This is a genomic window from Sporosarcina pasadenensis, assembly GCF_047228845.1.
Taxonomy (GTDB): Bacteria; Bacillota; Bacilli; order Bacillales_A; family Planococcaceae; genus Sporosarcina.
In genome coordinates, this window is the sequence record NZ_JBFEGM010000001.1 from 174,138 (window position 1) to 189,047 (window position 14,910).

16 protein-coding genes and 1 pseudogene are annotated in these 14,910 nt (G+C 34.3%); 15 read left to right on the plus strand and 2 right to left on the minus strand.

The features are described from left to right. Window positions 1-120: 120 nt before the first annotated feature. From AB1K89_RS00890 to AB1K89_RS00900, 3 genes are all read left to right on the plus strand, one after another. Window positions 121-918, plus strand: coding sequence for an abortive infection family protein (locus tag AB1K89_RS00890; RefSeq protein WP_413052948.1), 798 nt, complete (start codon window positions 121-123; stop codon window positions 916-918). A gap of 694 nt (window positions 919-1,612) precedes the next feature. Then, a complete protein-coding gene (locus tag AB1K89_RS00895; protein ID WP_413052949.1) occupies window positions 1,613-1,828 on the plus strand; it encodes a DUF7695 domain-containing protein in 216 nt (71 codons plus the stop codon). A 107-nt stretch (window positions 1,829-1,935) separates the two neighbouring features. Next, window positions 1,936-2,133 (plus strand): hypothetical protein, encoded by a 198-nt coding sequence (locus tag AB1K89_RS00900; protein WP_413052950.1) that lies wholly within the window; start codon window positions 1,936-1,938, stop codon window positions 2,131-2,133. 588 nt (window positions 2,134-2,721) lie between these two features. Here the strand turns inward: AB1K89_RS00900 and AB1K89_RS00905 are convergent. After that, the gene (locus AB1K89_RS00905) at window positions 2,722-2,937 is read right to left on the minus strand and encodes a hypothetical protein (RefSeq protein ID WP_413052951.1); all 216 of its coding nucleotides are present in this window, start codon (window positions 2,935-2,937) and stop codon (window positions 2,722-2,724) included. 183 nt (window positions 2,938-3,120) lie between these two features. Next, entirely contained in the window at window positions 3,121-3,420 is a 300-nt protein-coding gene (locus AB1K89_RS00910; RefSeq protein ID WP_413052952.1) for a hypothetical protein, read from the minus strand. 597 nt (window positions 3,421-4,017) lie between these two features. On the opposite strand from AB1K89_RS00910, the gene AB1K89_RS00915 reads away from it, so the two are divergent. From AB1K89_RS00915 to AB1K89_RS00970, 12 genes and pseudogenes are all read left to right on the plus strand, one after another. Next, a complete protein-coding gene (locus AB1K89_RS00915) occupies window positions 4,018-4,644 on the plus strand; it encodes a hypothetical protein (protein WP_413052953.1) in 627 nt (208 codons plus the stop codon). Between the two features lie 41 nt (window positions 4,645-4,685). Beyond that, window positions 4,686-5,603 (plus strand): ParB/RepB/Spo0J family partition protein, encoded by a 918-nt coding sequence (locus tag AB1K89_RS00920; protein ID WP_413052954.1) that lies wholly within the window; start codon window positions 4,686-4,688, stop codon window positions 5,601-5,603. A 12-nt stretch (window positions 5,604-5,615) separates the two neighbouring features. After that, the gene (locus AB1K89_RS00925) at window positions 5,616-6,536 is read left to right on the plus strand and encodes a ParB/RepB/Spo0J family partition protein (RefSeq protein ID WP_413052955.1); all 921 of its coding nucleotides are present in this window, start codon (window positions 5,616-5,618) and stop codon (window positions 6,534-6,536) included. A 1,014-nt stretch (window positions 6,537-7,550) separates the two neighbouring features. Further along, window positions 7,551-7,775, plus strand: a pseudogene (locus tag AB1K89_RS00930) (YolD-like family protein); the annotation flags it as partial. 163 nt (window positions 7,776-7,938) lie between these two features. Beyond that, window positions 7,939-8,088, plus strand: a complete 150-nt coding sequence (locus AB1K89_RS00935; RefSeq protein ID WP_413052956.1) for a hypothetical protein — start codon at window positions 7,939-7,941, stop codon at window positions 8,086-8,088. A gap of 383 nt (window positions 8,089-8,471) precedes the next feature. Further along, the gene (locus tag AB1K89_RS00940; protein ID WP_413052957.1) at window positions 8,472-8,915 is read left to right on the plus strand and encodes a GNAT family N-acetyltransferase; all 444 of its coding nucleotides are present in this window, start codon (window positions 8,472-8,474) and stop codon (window positions 8,913-8,915) included. A gap of 279 nt (window positions 8,916-9,194) precedes the next feature. Continuing rightward, window positions 9,195-9,923, plus strand: coding sequence for a peptide arginase family protein (locus tag AB1K89_RS00945; protein ID WP_413052958.1), 729 nt, complete (start codon window positions 9,195-9,197; stop codon window positions 9,921-9,923). A 121-nt stretch (window positions 9,924-10,044) separates the two neighbouring features. Continuing rightward, window positions 10,045-10,692, plus strand: a complete 648-nt coding sequence (locus tag AB1K89_RS00950) for a hypothetical protein (RefSeq protein ID WP_413052959.1) — start codon at window positions 10,045-10,047, stop codon at window positions 10,690-10,692. 320 nt (window positions 10,693-11,012) lie between these two features. Then, window positions 11,013-12,215, plus strand: a complete 1,203-nt coding sequence (locus AB1K89_RS00955; protein ID WP_413052960.1) for an IS110 family RNA-guided transposase — start codon at window positions 11,013-11,015, stop codon at window positions 12,213-12,215. A 387-nt stretch (window positions 12,216-12,602) separates the two neighbouring features. Further along, on the plus strand, window positions 12,603-13,103 hold the full coding sequence (locus AB1K89_RS00960; protein WP_413052961.1) for a GNAT family N-acetyltransferase: 501 nt from the start codon (window positions 12,603-12,605) through the stop codon (window positions 13,101-13,103). Window positions 13,104-13,475: 372 nt separating this feature from the next. Then, window positions 13,476-13,877, plus strand: a complete 402-nt coding sequence (locus AB1K89_RS00965) for a nucleoside 2-deoxyribosyltransferase (protein ID WP_251701117.1) — start codon at window positions 13,476-13,478, stop codon at window positions 13,875-13,877. A gap of 193 nt (window positions 13,878-14,070) precedes the next feature. Next, the gene (locus tag AB1K89_RS00970) at window positions 14,071-14,541 is read left to right on the plus strand and encodes a GNAT family N-acetyltransferase (RefSeq protein ID WP_413052962.1); all 471 of its coding nucleotides are present in this window, start codon (window positions 14,071-14,073) and stop codon (window positions 14,539-14,541) included. The last annotated feature ends 369 nt before the right edge of the window (window positions 14,542-14,910 follow it).

The window sequence follows — 14,910 nt, forward strand, 5'->3', positions numbered from 1 at the left end:
CTCTTTTTCGTATTCAACTAAAGGGTGCTTTAGTTCAAGAAGGGTTTTGGAGAGTTGTGCTAATTCCTTTCGAATCGAAAGAAACCGTATAATGTAAGATAGAAAAAGGGGGATTGAACAATGAGCAATTTTACATATGAATTACCGTTTACAGAAGAAAAGTTACTCAGCGGAGTATTAGGGGAATTAAAAAGGGAAAACGAGTTAGAACTATATGGGTATCTACAAAAGGCGGACATTACGATTGATGATCTAGGTACTTCTTATTATGTTAATAAAAAAGGTAGATGGAATGCGAAAGGTGTAAACATTAAGTTTTCCGTAAACCCAGCTATTTTAAATAAATTAAATTCAGCTGCAGAAAGAAAGGTTGAAATTATTTGCGATAGACTTATCCCTGGTAACGTAGGTTTTGATATTAAAGGAGTCTTATTCATCCCCGACTTATCAAGAGATTTTGATACAGTCGAAGATTCGGAGGTTCTTTCACAGTTAAGCGTAGTTAATTCTGAAGCTATTCAAATATTATCGAGCGAAATTAGAAGTAAGCTTCAAGATGATCAACCGCAACTGGCACTAGATAGATTGCATACGTTCAGTATTCGTTTCTTCAGAGAGCTATGTAAAAGGCATAAATTAGAATATGTGAAGAAAGATTCGTTACATACATTGTTAGCCAAGTATCGAAAGCATGTCGAAGATAGTGGTGTTATTGAGTCGAACATGACATTACAAATTTTAAAGGCCAATACAAACCTCTTAAATAACTTCAACAACGTAAGAAATGACGAAAGCTACGCACACGATAATGTAATCTTAAATAAGAGTGAAAGTAAATTAATTTGCAATCACGTTATAGCACTCCTTAAATTTATTGATGAAATTGATGGGGACGTGTCTTTGTATTATTGGTTTTAAAAAAACGGGCAGTTCATGCTTTTTAAAGACTCTGGACATGGTATTTTGATTGCAACTAAGCGGTTGGGAGGAAGTTCATCTATTTTTTAAGAGAGTGGATTGAAGCCCAGTTCCCAGCAAGATTTTGAACAGTAGGGATATGAGAGTACAATTCCTTATTCAACTAATGGGTGTTTTAACAAAATAAGATTGTAACTATACGTAAAAACGCTCAGAAAAAGGAGGTTACCCCCGATCTGAGCGTTTTTTTATTAGCGGATTTCTGTTAGATAAGAAGAAATAAATGTTGCTCAAATAGTTGTTGAATGTAGTTACGAGATTTTTGAGAATAGCATGTTCAGGTACACCTTTATGTAAAAGGTTTAGCCTTTAGTATGGAGATTTTGTAAGATAGTATAGTTAGAATAAGACTATAATATCAAAAGTCGGATTCTAGTACGGAAATTATGTAAAAAGTTCTGTTCTCAACATGGTGCTGGCACAGGGTAGTTTTAAACTCCTACCTTCAACAAGGTATGGAGAGGATCCTTCCTGATATTCAAAACGGAATATAATGTTGGAAATGAAAATGCTGTTATTGATAAAAAAGATTATGCGCTGCGTATTAACACTGCTTACTAAAATAGCAGTAGGTATAAAATTGCGCCGAATTTATGTATCCCACATGTCGTAGACTGAATGAAGGAGTGATCATATGAAGAAAGTATTAGTAAACAAAGTACGTTGCAAAAAGTGCGATGATGTCATTGAATCAACACATAGCTATGATTTTAAGAGATGCAGTTGTGGAGCAATTTTCCTGGATGGAGGAACGGATTACCAGCGTTTTGGTTGGGGAATGGACCGAGGGGAAGGGGCAGAACTCGAAGATTATATTGATTTTAGTTATTCCGTTTATGAGGATAACTAAGGTGAATCAAAATTTCTAGCTATGTTGCTATGAATATGTAATTGAATTCAAGTGATGACTCAATCCGAATAATTGTAGAATATACGGTGAAATCGGCGGTGAATATTGTGTCAGACCATAGTGGAAAATCTAGTGGAAGAAAATTTGAGTGGATTGACAAATGGGTTAAGATGACTGGTGAACGGGCTAAAATTGATGCTAAAGCAAATAACACATATATTATTTACGACACCGAGAATGGTTGGGTGAGGGAGTATCCAGATGGAACCATTGTTCCGCATGATCGAGAAAAAGAAGATGTATGAAAAAATCTACGATGTATATATTTATGGGTAATAATGGGGATAGTTGCTCTTCGTTGTCTAATTAGAAAATGTTAAAGAATAAGTCGAAAAGAAACAATAAATGATAAACAAGAGTGCTGAAAGAACAATCATCGCACTCTGTCTATTTGTTCATTTCAGTTGCTTAACAATAATAAGTACAGTCAATGAAGTGTATCGTTATTTGATCAAAACACGTTAAACCTTGATTTTCATTACACTATTAAGTTGCCTCTATCGGCCATTATGTCGAAGAAGTTTAGTGTCACATTCAATTTTTAAATAGGCTTTAAATATAAATTTTGCTTTTTTTCCATGAACCAAAAGCTTCGAGGTAGTCTTGGCCTATCTGGAACATTGCAATGCGGTTTGTTGACTTAGATATAGTAAATCATCAAACGTCCTAGAGAAGCTTTATTCGTTACCTATACGGGTATAACATTTATACTCAGGAACAATAGCCTGTTCCCAACTCCCACCTTGATCGGTCGTATAGTAAACCTTTCCATTTGATAGTGCAGCTATATGGTTATTAATTGAAAAATCCATGTTCTCAATCCTCTGGTCTAGTTAAAGAATTTTCGTTCCTTTACTTTTTGATGTAATACCTGTCCATAATTCTTTTTCCGTTGCAGCATATAACTGATCATTCATATCAAACCAAGCCTGTGTTACAAAATCAATAGTTTGGAGTTCTGTCCATGATTCTCCATTGTTAAGGCTCCATTCAATAAACGGTTGTTTGGTTATACTAAATTGTGTTGGCTTTTTGTCTCCCCATCCCACTAAATTGTTCTTTCCAGCGACAACCCCTGTAATCCATTAAGTCTGGATATTAATCCTCCGCCGAACGGTAATTTGTGAATGTCACTGACCACATCTCCATTTTTGGCATTGGATGAAATTCGAGTAAATCGGTTATCTCGATCATTTTCTACCACATCTAGGATGGGTGTACCATCGATATTATCAAGCGTAAATGATATCCTGTTGCCCAACCTTTTTTCCCTGTTTTAGTCCGAATTTATCCTTTGCTAGTTGGAGAACATCAGAGCTATCCAACTTTATTTCATCGTAGGCTATTGTTGAACCCGGAGTTTGCTTACCTTTTCTAAAATGGATAATTCTCTTTTCTGAGATACCAATTAGTACATAATCATCTGTACCTGGAACGATAAAAATCATATTCCAATTAAAGCGTTTTCCTGTTTCTCCTCTCGAGCATCCCCTTCTATTCATCCACCACTGTTTACACTTAAAACATTCCATTCTCTTGCTCATTGCAATTCAATGGCAATCGCTTCTTTTAGCGTAACTTCACCATTTGAAGCGATTCCTTCACGACCAATTAAATTTACACGAACTAAAAATGACTAACAAACATGAGTTTTTTTAAAGAATCTCAAAATTACCACCATCCTATGCTTAATAGGCCTGTATAGGATGTAGTAAATACTTCGTCAAATACCCTCTTAGATCCTATATAAAAAACAAAATACCCCGGTTATTAGAGAATCCTTATTGAACTAACCTGCCATGTTAGTTCAATAAGAAAACAGAGCTACCTAAGAAGCCCTGTTGTCCAACAAGAACCCGTTAGTGAACAGTTCATGAAGGTGTATTCCATATAAAAGCCGTACTATAATTGGACCAATTTTGATGGCATAAAGTAAAGTATACAATTTTGCTTTTAAGGTAATGAATAGTAATCAAAGTGTAAAAAACAATAAAAAGCAAATTGAAAAGCACAAAGATCTTTATCTTATACTGCTTTAAGTAATTTTCGTCATTTGTATAAGTTCATTATAGAACTTTTCCTTAATAAAAATTATTCTAGTAAATAACCGGACAAAAGGCGGTGAAATTATGGATAATAACAATGAAATCTTTTACGAAGTATTAAAAATGGATTGGCATAATGTAGAACAAGTAAAAAACTTAGTAGATATAATTCCTAGTTCTAACGAAGCGTTTGCAGCAGATACATTTTACTTGTTACTTTACAAAGAATTGCATAATGATGAACAAAAATATTTCCCTAAGATCTCTTCACCTAAAAATCTTATAAGTATAATTTTGAAACATAAAGATACTTTAACTTGCTTAACAAATGAAATTAATTTGCTTTTAAAGAACTTCAATCCATCAAAAGAAGACTATCAACAATATATGTCTATAAGGAAAGTTGTGGAAAAAGAACTTAGAAATATAGAAGTGGAATTATTACATCCTGAACAAAAAAGGATATACCATTCGTATGTAAATCTTAAAAGTAATTCGATTAGAGAATATTTTTACGTTAATTTAAGTTTAATTCTATATTCTGGTGAAAAAATTTACCTTTGTACACATTGTAATGGAAACATTTACGCTCCTACAAAATCTCAAATTGCAATATTTAATCGTATCGGAACTATTTTACACGATGAATGTAGGGAAGCCCGTAAGAGAGCAAAGAATCTAGAACTTCATCATAATAAAAAAAGGAAATAAGCTGTTTTATTACAGGATTAAATAAATAGGAGTGATTAAAATTGAATAAACCTAGCTTAATTTGGGTTAAAACACGCTCTGTAATACCTAACCCAAAAAATCCCCGACAAGATGTCACTTACAAATCTGGAGAAATACAAAGGATATTAAAAACTAAAGGTTTTGAAGAGGCTATAGTTGCCTATAAAAAAGGGAATTTTTATGTCATCATTAGTGGTCATCGTCGTTGGAATGCTGCAGTAGAAATGGAATTAGATGAAGTACCTGTGTATGTAGTTCCAGAACCGAAAAATTCTTTAGAGGAATTGGAAAGACTTGGTGCTATTCAAGGAAATCAAAGTGATTGGAACGAATTAGAATGGTTAATTCATACATTAAATCTGTCTGATATAAATTCTCATCTTACAATTGAAAATTTAGCTCAGAAACTAAATACGTCTGTTGCAACTGTAAAAAAACGACTTTTTGTTGGAAAATTTTACACACAACAAGAATTAGAATCCAAACTGATGAATAATAATTTTTCAGTGAATATGCTTGACACTATCCGTTTATGGTGTTTAAGAATCAAGAAACTTCACCCTGATGTTTATAAGGATTTAGGCGAACAATATATAAAAGAAATCATGCTTCAAAAGTTAGAAAACAAATTTTTAAATAGCGAAATCTTAAAAGGTGAGTACTTAAATAAAACTACCGGCGAGGATGTTATCCGATTTTTGACTACACCAAATATGAAGATTAATGATTTCATAAAAGGAATTATGGCAGCTAATAAAGCGTTAACCAGCTATGATGTTAAAAAAAATATTACTACCCTAAAAAAAACCTCAGATAACGTTAAATCATTAAAATACGGGAAAAAAAATGAAGCTAACTTGATTTATGAAGAGCTTCTTTATTTAGAAAAAATGATTGATGAATTGAGTAAAAAAATCCAAGCTTCAAACGAAAATTAGGAGGTAAAAATTATGGAAAGATTAAATTTAGAATATGTTCTTATTGAAAAAATTGAGAATAACCCACTTAATCCTCGGCGGAATTTATTACAAGATACGGAAAGACTACAAGCTGTAATTAAAAAAAACGGTTTTGAAACTGCTATTACATGCTACAAAAAGGACGGCAAGTATATTATCTTATCTGGTCATAGAAGGGTTGCAGCAGCTTGTCAGATGGGCATTAAAATTATCCCTGTCTATGTAGTTCCAGCTCCTGAAACCGTGGAAGAAGAATTAGATCGTCTTTCCTCCGTACAGGGGGGGAAACAGGACTGGACGACATACGAATGGGGCAAGCATTTATTTAATTTATCAACAAATAATCATGAAAATTGGTCTATAAAAGAACTATCTTATAAGACTGGTAAAGGAGTTAAAGTTGTTAGAGAGGCCCTAAAAGTATTTAATTATTATCCTCATCAAGAAATCGAAAATCAATTGGCAACTGACAAGCTATCTATCACTATATTAGCCCGAATTGTTGATTTTATAAATGATTTGAAAGCTCAACACCCTAATGTCGTTAATGATCTTACAGAAGATTTGATTCGAGATAGTTTAGTTTACAAAGCCGAAAACAAGAAAATAACTACAACACAATTAAGATCCGACACATTACTTGAATCAGCAGATATCGAAACACTAAAACGTTTTTTTAGAACACCTAAAATGAAGTATTCAGATGCTACTAAAACAATTGGTATAGATGAAATAAACGTTGATTCAAAATTAAAACGATTTCTTAAAACTATTCAAACGAGAAGTAATGAAATATCTCAAATTGACTTTAATAACAATGAAGACTCATTACTATTAATGAAAGATTTGGAAGTTTTGAAAATTAATATCCAATTAAAAAAAGAAGAAATTGAAAATTTTATAAATAAATAAATACAATGATCCAAAAAGTCTGTACATGATATATTGGTTGTACAGACTTTATCTATGTAAATAATTTGTTTCTATAAATATGAGGATACTTATCCAGAAAAGTTGCCTGGATAAAGAGTGGGGGATATCACCAACCCACCTAAAGAACTTAGAAATATTGAACATTCTACTTTCGTTGAAAAGTTTTCAAATCTGTTATTGGAGCATGGGATGCATTACAAAGGAGGTAATTAGGCGATAAGTGCTTTAGAGTGCGAAAATATCCATTATCGCACTCTGAATTTCCCTTAATATCAACCCATTAGATGGATCGCTGCAGCAAGCTACTTTCTTAATGGCCGTTGGTCGGAATATGGAACAACCATTCCTGGTGTAATGAAGTGTTTAAACAACTGCTCGGACAGAATTCTGAGGCCGCCTTCTAAATGCAGTACACAATTTAAAAACTGTTACCGAAAGATGTGACAGCAATAGAAGCGGTTGAGGTTGAAAACTTATATAAACGAAAGTTCAATACAATTCAGTTCGGTTATAATCACAACTAAACAATTGCATGAACGGCCAGCGCCAATCTTAATTCTTCTTTCTATATAGCGTTAGCTTCTTTCTTTGACTTTCAATATCTAATTTCGCATGCGGACGCTCATTCTGTATAATAAATTAACGGAGGGAACATTTGTGCGTTGAACATTGAAGAAGTCATAATTTCGGCGGATTTCTAGATATGATGTACATGGCAGTGGTTGGGTCAATTTGCAAAAGACGAATCAAAGTTCTGCAGATGGGCGAGGTGTCATTTAGGGCATACTGCTTTCTTTAGAAATCCAAACGTACTTTTACGAACGAGAATGTTTGGCACTTGTTCCTGTGATCCAAGGAGAGGATGATTGGTTAATGAAGGTAGAAGGAGATATCAAAGACCGTGGTCGAATCAAATGGACAGCTATGATGCTGCCGGAACACCTAACTGAACTAAGAGACTGGCACGCTTAGGATGATTTAACTGCCCGACCGGAGCTGACTGAATGGGATTTGGCAGGCATTCAAGAAGAAATCGAAATAGCATATAAACGAAAATGCGAAACGTTAATAAAGACTTGGCGAGACAACAGCATAGTTGAAAACCTAGGTATTATCGAAGCAATCGACCTACATAACAAAGCCATCCTGCTGGCCGGGCCTTTTGGAGATTTGTGCATCTCAATAGAACAAATTATAACTGCACAAAGCATCGACTGATCACTCCTCGGAGTGGTCTATTTTTGTTGGAAGTACATAAAAACAAGGGGGTCTTTATTACCTTGTGTCGAGCATAGGCATTTAAGGGTAATAATGGTGAAAAGGTACTCGGTTTACGTCGAATTTTTAAACGGACAAGACATGCAATTTATGACGGAAACAAATGTTTTTAACAATAAAGCCAGTTCATGTGAATGGTGCAGAAATGATTATGACGCAGGATCAGCACGGTCTCAATTTAGTACAATTTATAAAGATGGAGGTTGTGGAAATCGGACGAGGGAAGATCGGTGAATTTGTGCATTTGAAATAAAAAAAGGGGGGCATTAGAATCCTCATTATTTTCACGAGAAAAAAAGGGCTTTATCATCCTATGTCGAATGTAAGAAATAATCATAGATTTATCAACGGCTTTTAAACTTAATAGCTTTTAACTTACGTGTAGGTAAGGTAGAAATATGGTTTGAGGTAATATGGCAGAATTCTATCTTGGTAAAGCTGGAGCAATAAAAATTGAAGTAAAAGAATAGGATTTCTTCTTCAACTAACGCAGCAGGTTAGTTGAAGAGTGTTGTTTAACTTGTGTTCAGCAATTGGGCGCAATTCTCGAACTCTGAATTGCGCTATGTCAACAAGAGGGCCATTTAGTTTGATATGAATAATCTTATTGCAAAAAAAGGGGAGAAACTTTGATCAATGTTGGTAGAATTAAGAACTATTAATGAAGATAATTACGAGGAGTGTTTGAATTTACGTGCATCGGTTACCAATGATGACTTTGTAGATTCTGTAGCGTGGTCTTTAGCGGAGGCGTGGGTGTTTTATGATGCTTCTCGTCCCTTTGCGATTTATGCCGGTGATGTGATGGTGGGCTATGTTCTAATGTATATTGGCGAAAATAACCCTCAAATCATTAATTTCATGATAGATAGCGATTTTCAAAAACAGGGTTATGGGGCGGCTGCTGCTAAGCTTTGTGTTAAATACCTGTGTAAAGAGTGCAACGCAAGTAAAATTTCTTTACCAGTTGAATGTGAAAATAGCGTTGCTCAAAGGTTTTGGAGTAAGGCAGGCTTTGAGATGACAGACGACATGGAGAACGGTTATCTCTTTATGCGGTTATACATACCGGAAAACTGAGCTTGAAGTTAAGTGCCGCTTTCAAAAGACATGACATACTTCCTTTTTGAGGTTGGACATATGCTTTTGTACATTGCAATTTTACAATCCTAATTTCACTTAAAAGTAATAGTTGATATTTTATTCCCAATCGGGAGCGAATGTTGAATATGCATCACTTTTCTTCTTCAACTAACGGATGCTTTACTTGAGGATCAAAGCCGCTTAGAAAGTTTTTTTCTTGGAACTAAACTTGGAACTAAAGGGGCAGGTAAAGGAAATAAAAAGGAGTGAGAAATTATGACGATTCCTAAAGATTTTAGGATTTGCTTCCCTGATAAGAAAATTTACATATCTGCTGATCATAATTGGGCATTTGCAGCTTGGGAACTGCACAAAAGGGCTGGGAAGATTAAACCAAATGCAACATTAATTCATGTAGATGCTCATTTGGATGATATTTGGGATGGTTTAGAAGTTGAAGGTTTGCATACTATTGAAAAATCTGAAGATGTTTTTGATGTCGCTGGAAAAATGAAAATAGAAAACTTTATCTGGCCTGCAGTTGGAACTGGTACTATTGATAAAGTGATTTATATATCTCAATACTCTCACATCGAAGATCCATTTGATTTTGAAGATTGGAATTTATTTCACCCTGAAATGAAGCCAGTGAAAGAAATATTAGAAAGAGGTAAATATGTTGGTTTGAGGTATTGGAATCTTGAAGAATTTCTTGGAAAGATAGATTCTCAAAATGTAAAGGTTTTAACAGAAAAACCAGATCTTATCTTAGATTTGGACTTAGATTATTTTGCTGAAGAAGATGCCGATACAGTTATGGTTAGTTTAATGGATGAACAAAAAATCATCGTTAATTTAACTTCTTTGAGGGACTTGTACACTTGGAGTTTGATAACTGTTTCTTTGTCTCCTTTTTACTGTGGTGGCAATGATAATGCTTTGTATTTATTTGGATTGTTTAGTAAAGTTTTTGGTTTGAAACAAGAAGATGCACTTGAATGGTAAAAATGAAAAAGGGCTATCAGGTGCTTTACTTGAGAATTGGAGCTGCTTAGAAGGCTTTTTTATTGTTGAACTAAGGGGCAGATTAATTGAAGAAGAAATTATAATATAAGGAGCTATTAAAATGAATAAAAAAGAAGTTAGTTATGCAATCGTTAAAGGTGCGGTAGGTTCTGTTCCTATAGCAGGAGGAGTTTTATCAGAACTTTTTGGAGTTGCTTTTGCTGACCCGGCAAGTAAAAGAAGAGAAGAAGTATTAATGGAAATGGATAATAGATTAACAATGCTTGAAGAGGAAGGGTATGACATAAATAAATTAGCTGAAAGTGATGAATTCCTATCTATTGCTATGAAAGCTTATTCTATTGCATTAAAGACACATCAAGAAGAAAAAAGAGCTGCTTTAATGAATGCGATTTCAAATACACCAAAGTTAAGTTTAGATGAAAACGAAAAGTTAATGTTTTTGAACTATATAGATCAATATAATGAATGGCACATAAGAATTTTGTCGTTTTTAAATTCTCCGGAAAACTATTTTACAGATATTAGTAGGCCGAATATATCAATGGGAGGAAAGTCATCCTTATTAGTTAGTGCGTTCCCTGAATTAGAGAATAGAAGAACATTTTATGATCAAATAGTAAAAGACTTGAAAGATAGAGGTCTAATTGTTTACGATACCCTTCATACGAGTATGTCAGAACATGGTTTATGGCAATCAGGTACAACAGATACTGGGAAATCATTTTTAAGATTTATTTCTGAATAACATTTTGAAATTCGTTATCTTATTCGAAAATGAAAGCAAGTAAAATTAATCACCTTATTTGCACTAACGGGTGCTTTCGTATTATAAGGTCAACCAGTTTTTACTGGTTGACCTTATTTTTATAGGATTTAATATATCAGTAGCCAGGGTAGGACGTACGGGTGCGTGGGACGATGATCCCGTGAACTAAACTGTCCACCCCCTACTTGTAGAAACATGTTTGAGGCTGGTTGGGACGTAGATCTCGTATAACAAGCGAAGCTATGATACTGCATGGAGGATTAGGGGTACTGGCGAGTGAGTCAAGAGGAGGAAGCAAAATGAATCCAGTAGTTGGTTTGGATGTGGCAAAAGGAGAGAGCCAAGTTCAGGCATTTTTAGATAAATCGAAGCCGTTCGGAAAGAGCTTTTCGATGAAGCATACAAGAGAAGAGTTAGATCGTTTTATATACTTTTTAAATGAGATTGAAGTGATGACTGGGCAAATGCCTATGGTCATTTTAGAATCTACAGGTCATTATCATTCTCCTGTTATTCAATACTTGGAGGAGCACGGGGTTTTGTATATCTTGCTTAATCCTATTATTTCTTATCAGGCTAAGAGATCCAGTTTACGAAAGGTGAAAACAGACGCAATTGATGCGTATCAGTTGTGTGTACTTTATTACAAAGAAGATTTTGAAACTCATAAAAACAGAGGAATTCAACTATTAAATCTTAGAAATCTTTCAAGACAACAGGAGATTATGACGAATATGTATGTGGAGGCTAAGCTGCAGTTTCACACTATTCTAGATCAAGTGTTTCCTGAATACCGTAAGGTTTTTGGTGATCTTTATTCGAAGGTTTCTTTAATGATGTTAAAGAAATATCCTACTTCAGAAGATGTAATAGCGGCTGGTGAAAGTAAGCTAGCGGAGTGTATTATGGAGTTTTGTCCAAGTAGATCTAGTCTATGGGCGTTGGATAAAGCAAAAAAATTAATGGAGTCAGCATCTCGAAATCCATTTCAAAAAGTGGTGTATGACAGTCATTTAATCAATCTTCAAATGTATATTGAGTTGCTTTTTCAATACCAAGGACTTCTTTCGGAGTTGGAAAATCGTATTGTGTCTTTGGCAAGTGAATTGGAAGAATACAAAGTTGTACAATCGATTCCTGGAATCGGAGAAAAAATCGCTGCAACGATTATCTCCGAAATTGGGGAAATCGATCGGTTTAGTCATCCGAAAAAGCTGGTTGCCTTTGCAGGAGTGGATCCTAGTGTCCACTCATCAGGAAAGTTTACTGCCACAACCAATCGTATTACTAAAAGAGGTTCAAGTAGATTACGCCATGCTTTGTATCTTGCCGTATTGTGCGGTATCAGAAGTTCAAGAAACAAAAAGCTGAAAGAATTCTATGATAAGAAGAAATCAGAAGGTAAGCCTGCCAAAGTAGCGATAGTAGCCTGCATTAACAAACTGCTTCATTGGATTTATGCTTTATTAAATAGAAAAGAATCTTTCCTGGATATAGCGTAATTAACGGTTGTAAGTAATAAAGAGAAAACCTTCCAAAAGGTTTTTGGAGGGCTATTTATCATGCTCAAAATAGTATAACATAAGGTTAATTAGATTTTTAGAGAAAAATATTGACATCCTATTAGCTGGTTAGTTCAATAAGGATAATTAATATCAACGCTCAGATTTCTGAGCGATAGCGAAGAATACGAGAAAGATTTTCTTTGAGCGCAGCGAAGATACCAGAGAAGGTTTTTTGAGGAATTGGATATCTTACGGTAAGATAAATTTAAATATTGTGAAAGGTGTCACTTAAACTAACGGAGCAAATTAGTTGAACAAGGTTTTTACAGAAGAATGAAGAATTACATAGTTAAACAGTATTCAAATAAATTTGGGGGATGAATTATGGTAATAAGAGAGATGGAATTATCAGATGTTGAAAGAGTTAGGGCTATTGCAGTTGCTACGTGGAGGAATACATATAGTCGGTTTATTCCAGAAGATATACAAGATAAAGTTTTAAAGGATGCTTATTCTACTGAGGCTATGAATAATCGGTTTAGTTCCTCTCTAAATTTGGTAGCTGAAAATGGTGAAGAGATTATGGGGTATGCTTTTTTCTCAGGAAATCTATCCGATAAAGATGTATTCTTAGAGTCCTTATATATTCATCCTAATCATCAAGGAAAAGGACTTGGAAAGTTACTATTGCTAACAGGACTTGAGAAATTCAAAGAACCCGCTACTTTATCTTTAACAGTGTATAAAGGAAATCCCAATATTTCCTTTTATGAAAGAGAAGGCTTTGAGGTAGTGAAAGAAAATAAGGGTGAATTTTATGGACATCCAGTAGTTTTTACTCTGATGAAAAAGAATTTGGATAACCTTGTAAAGGAATGTACTTAATCTAACGGAGTTTTATTCAACTAACGGAGCAGTTTAGTTAAATAAGAAGTTTTTTATTTAAACTAAAATATGATCATGATTATACTTATTTAAGGGGGGATTTGCATGGGGATAGGCTTAATAATTCTGGGTGTTTTAATATTTCTTTTTGGCTTCCTTACTCCCGTAAACGATTTTTTTACTTTACCGATTTCAATACTTGTTCTCGTCGTTGGAATAAATCGCTTATTAAAAAGAAAAAATTAAAGTTGTTAACGGGTGCGTAACTTGAAAAACGTTGAGCTACTAAAACGTCAATGTTCTTGAACTAACGGAGCAGTTTAGTTGAAGAAGGGGTTAGTAAAATAATTGATAATATTAAGGAGAGAAATTATGAAATTTTATATTGCATCAAGCTTAAAAAATATAGAACAGGTTAGATATGTTAGCAAAAGGTTAAAAGATAAAGGATTTATCCATACATATGACTGGACTGTAAATGAGAACGTAAGAACATTGGAAGAACTAAAGGCAATAGGACAAAAGGAGAAAAAGGCTGTGATAGAAGCGGATTTTGTTGTTGTTTTATTACCAGCAGGAAAAGGAAGCCATATTGAATTAGGTATTGCTATGGGGAACGACAAAAAAATTTATCTTTATTCAACGAACAAAGAGGTAGATAACATTGAAACAACCAGTACATTTTATCATTTACCTGAAATCGAAAAATGCTTTGGAACAATAGATGAGTTAGTAGATATTATAGACTTAGAATCAAAAAGTTTTTTAAGCTAACGGGTAGCTTTACTTGAAGATCATTGAGCTGCTTGACGGCTTTCTTGTTATCCTGCTATCGAGCGCTTTAACGGCATAAAGAAGCACCGTTTTTCATTATCGGGCCATATTGTTGAGATTTACTCAACAATGAGGGAGACGATTTTATGACTTTACGCTGATATGTAGTAAAAAACAAGGAGGAATAACATCTATGGAAACGCTGGATTACGTTGAGTTAAAACATTTTTTGAGTGAACATTCAGAGGGATTAAATTCCTTTGAACTTCCTGAAGAGCAAGCGCAGTTTACTTCATTACCAAACAAGTTTTTTGAGGTGACTGAAGGGCAAAATCGAATTGTTATCTTGAGTGAGAATGAACCTGTAGGTTTCTTTTTGTTACATTCGACTGAACGTATAAAGGAGTACTCAAATAATCCCAATGCAATATTGTTAACTTCTGTTAATCAAGCTAAGCAAGGAAAAGGATATGCTAAACAAGCTATGCTCTTACTGAGTGATTTTGTTAAATCCGAATTTCCTAACTGTGACGAAATTGTATTAGCTGTTAATCATAGAAACATTCCTGCTAAGCGACTGTACTCAAGTGTAGGTTTCAAAGATACGGGACAAAGAAAAATTGGTCCCATTGGTGAACAGTTTATTATGAGTTTACCATTGTAAAATACGTAATTCTTCCACAATAGGGTTCAATTCTGGAACAAGGACTTGCGCCCGTTCAACAATAGGGCGGATTAAGAAAAGGGGTTTCATAAATTTAAGCAAACGGTGATGATTGAATAGGTCTATACAGCCATATTAAGGCTACGGTTTGCTGGAGTATATTTTCAACTAACGGGTGCTTAATTAAGGTCATTGGGTAGGGTGCTTAGGCTACTCTTTTTTCTTTTGAACTTAGTTTAAGAAGAGGTTTGCCAAAGGAAACTGGGGGAAATGTTTGCGTAACTATTAGCATTGTTATAGTTATTGTTGTTGGAATATATGTTTATTTTTAATCAATCAAAGAAATTATTCCTCAGATAATCCTTCTGT

Excerpts from the sequence above, each read along its gene's own strand:
- AB1K89_RS00935 (WP_413052956.1), top strand. The coding sequence starts at position 7,939 with ATGTTTTTAACAATAAAGCCAGTTCATGTGAATGGTGCAGAAATGATT.
- AB1K89_RS00895 (WP_413052949.1), top strand. The coding sequence starts at position 1,613 with ATGAAGAAAGTATTAGTAAACAAAGTACGTTGCAAAAAGTGCGATGAT.
- AB1K89_RS00890 (WP_413052948.1), top strand. The coding sequence starts at position 121 with ATGAGCAATTTTACATATGAATTACCGTTTACAGAAGAAAAGTTACTC.
- AB1K89_RS00910 (WP_413052952.1), bottom strand. The coding sequence starts at position 3,420 with ATGGAATGTTTTAAGTGTAAACAGTGGTGGATGAATAGAAGGGGATGC.
- AB1K89_RS00940 (WP_413052957.1), top strand. The coding sequence starts at position 8,472 with ATGTTGGTAGAATTAAGAACTATTAATGAAGATAATTACGAGGAGTGT.
- AB1K89_RS00925 (WP_413052955.1), top strand. The coding sequence starts at position 5,616 with ATGGAAAGATTAAATTTAGAATATGTTCTTATTGAAAAAATTGAGAAT.
- AB1K89_RS00965 (WP_251701117.1), top strand. The coding sequence starts at position 13,476 with ATGAAATTTTATATTGCATCAAGCTTAAAAAATATAGAACAGGTTAGA.
- AB1K89_RS00945 (WP_413052958.1), top strand. The coding sequence starts at position 9,195 with ATGACGATTCCTAAAGATTTTAGGATTTGCTTCCCTGATAAGAAAATT.
- AB1K89_RS00950 (WP_413052959.1), top strand. The coding sequence starts at position 10,045 with ATGAATAAAAAAGAAGTTAGTTATGCAATCGTTAAAGGTGCGGTAGGT.
- AB1K89_RS00955 (WP_413052960.1), top strand. The coding sequence starts at position 11,013 with ATGAATCCAGTAGTTGGTTTGGATGTGGCAAAAGGAGAGAGCCAAGTT.
- AB1K89_RS00970 (WP_413052962.1), top strand. The coding sequence starts at position 14,071 with ATGGAAACGCTGGATTACGTTGAGTTAAAACATTTTTTGAGTGAACAT.
- AB1K89_RS00960 (WP_413052961.1), top strand. The coding sequence starts at position 12,603 with ATGGTAATAAGAGAGATGGAATTATCAGATGTTGAAAGAGTTAGGGCT.
- AB1K89_RS00915 (WP_413052953.1), top strand. The coding sequence starts at position 4,018 with ATGGATAATAACAATGAAATCTTTTACGAAGTATTAAAAATGGATTGG.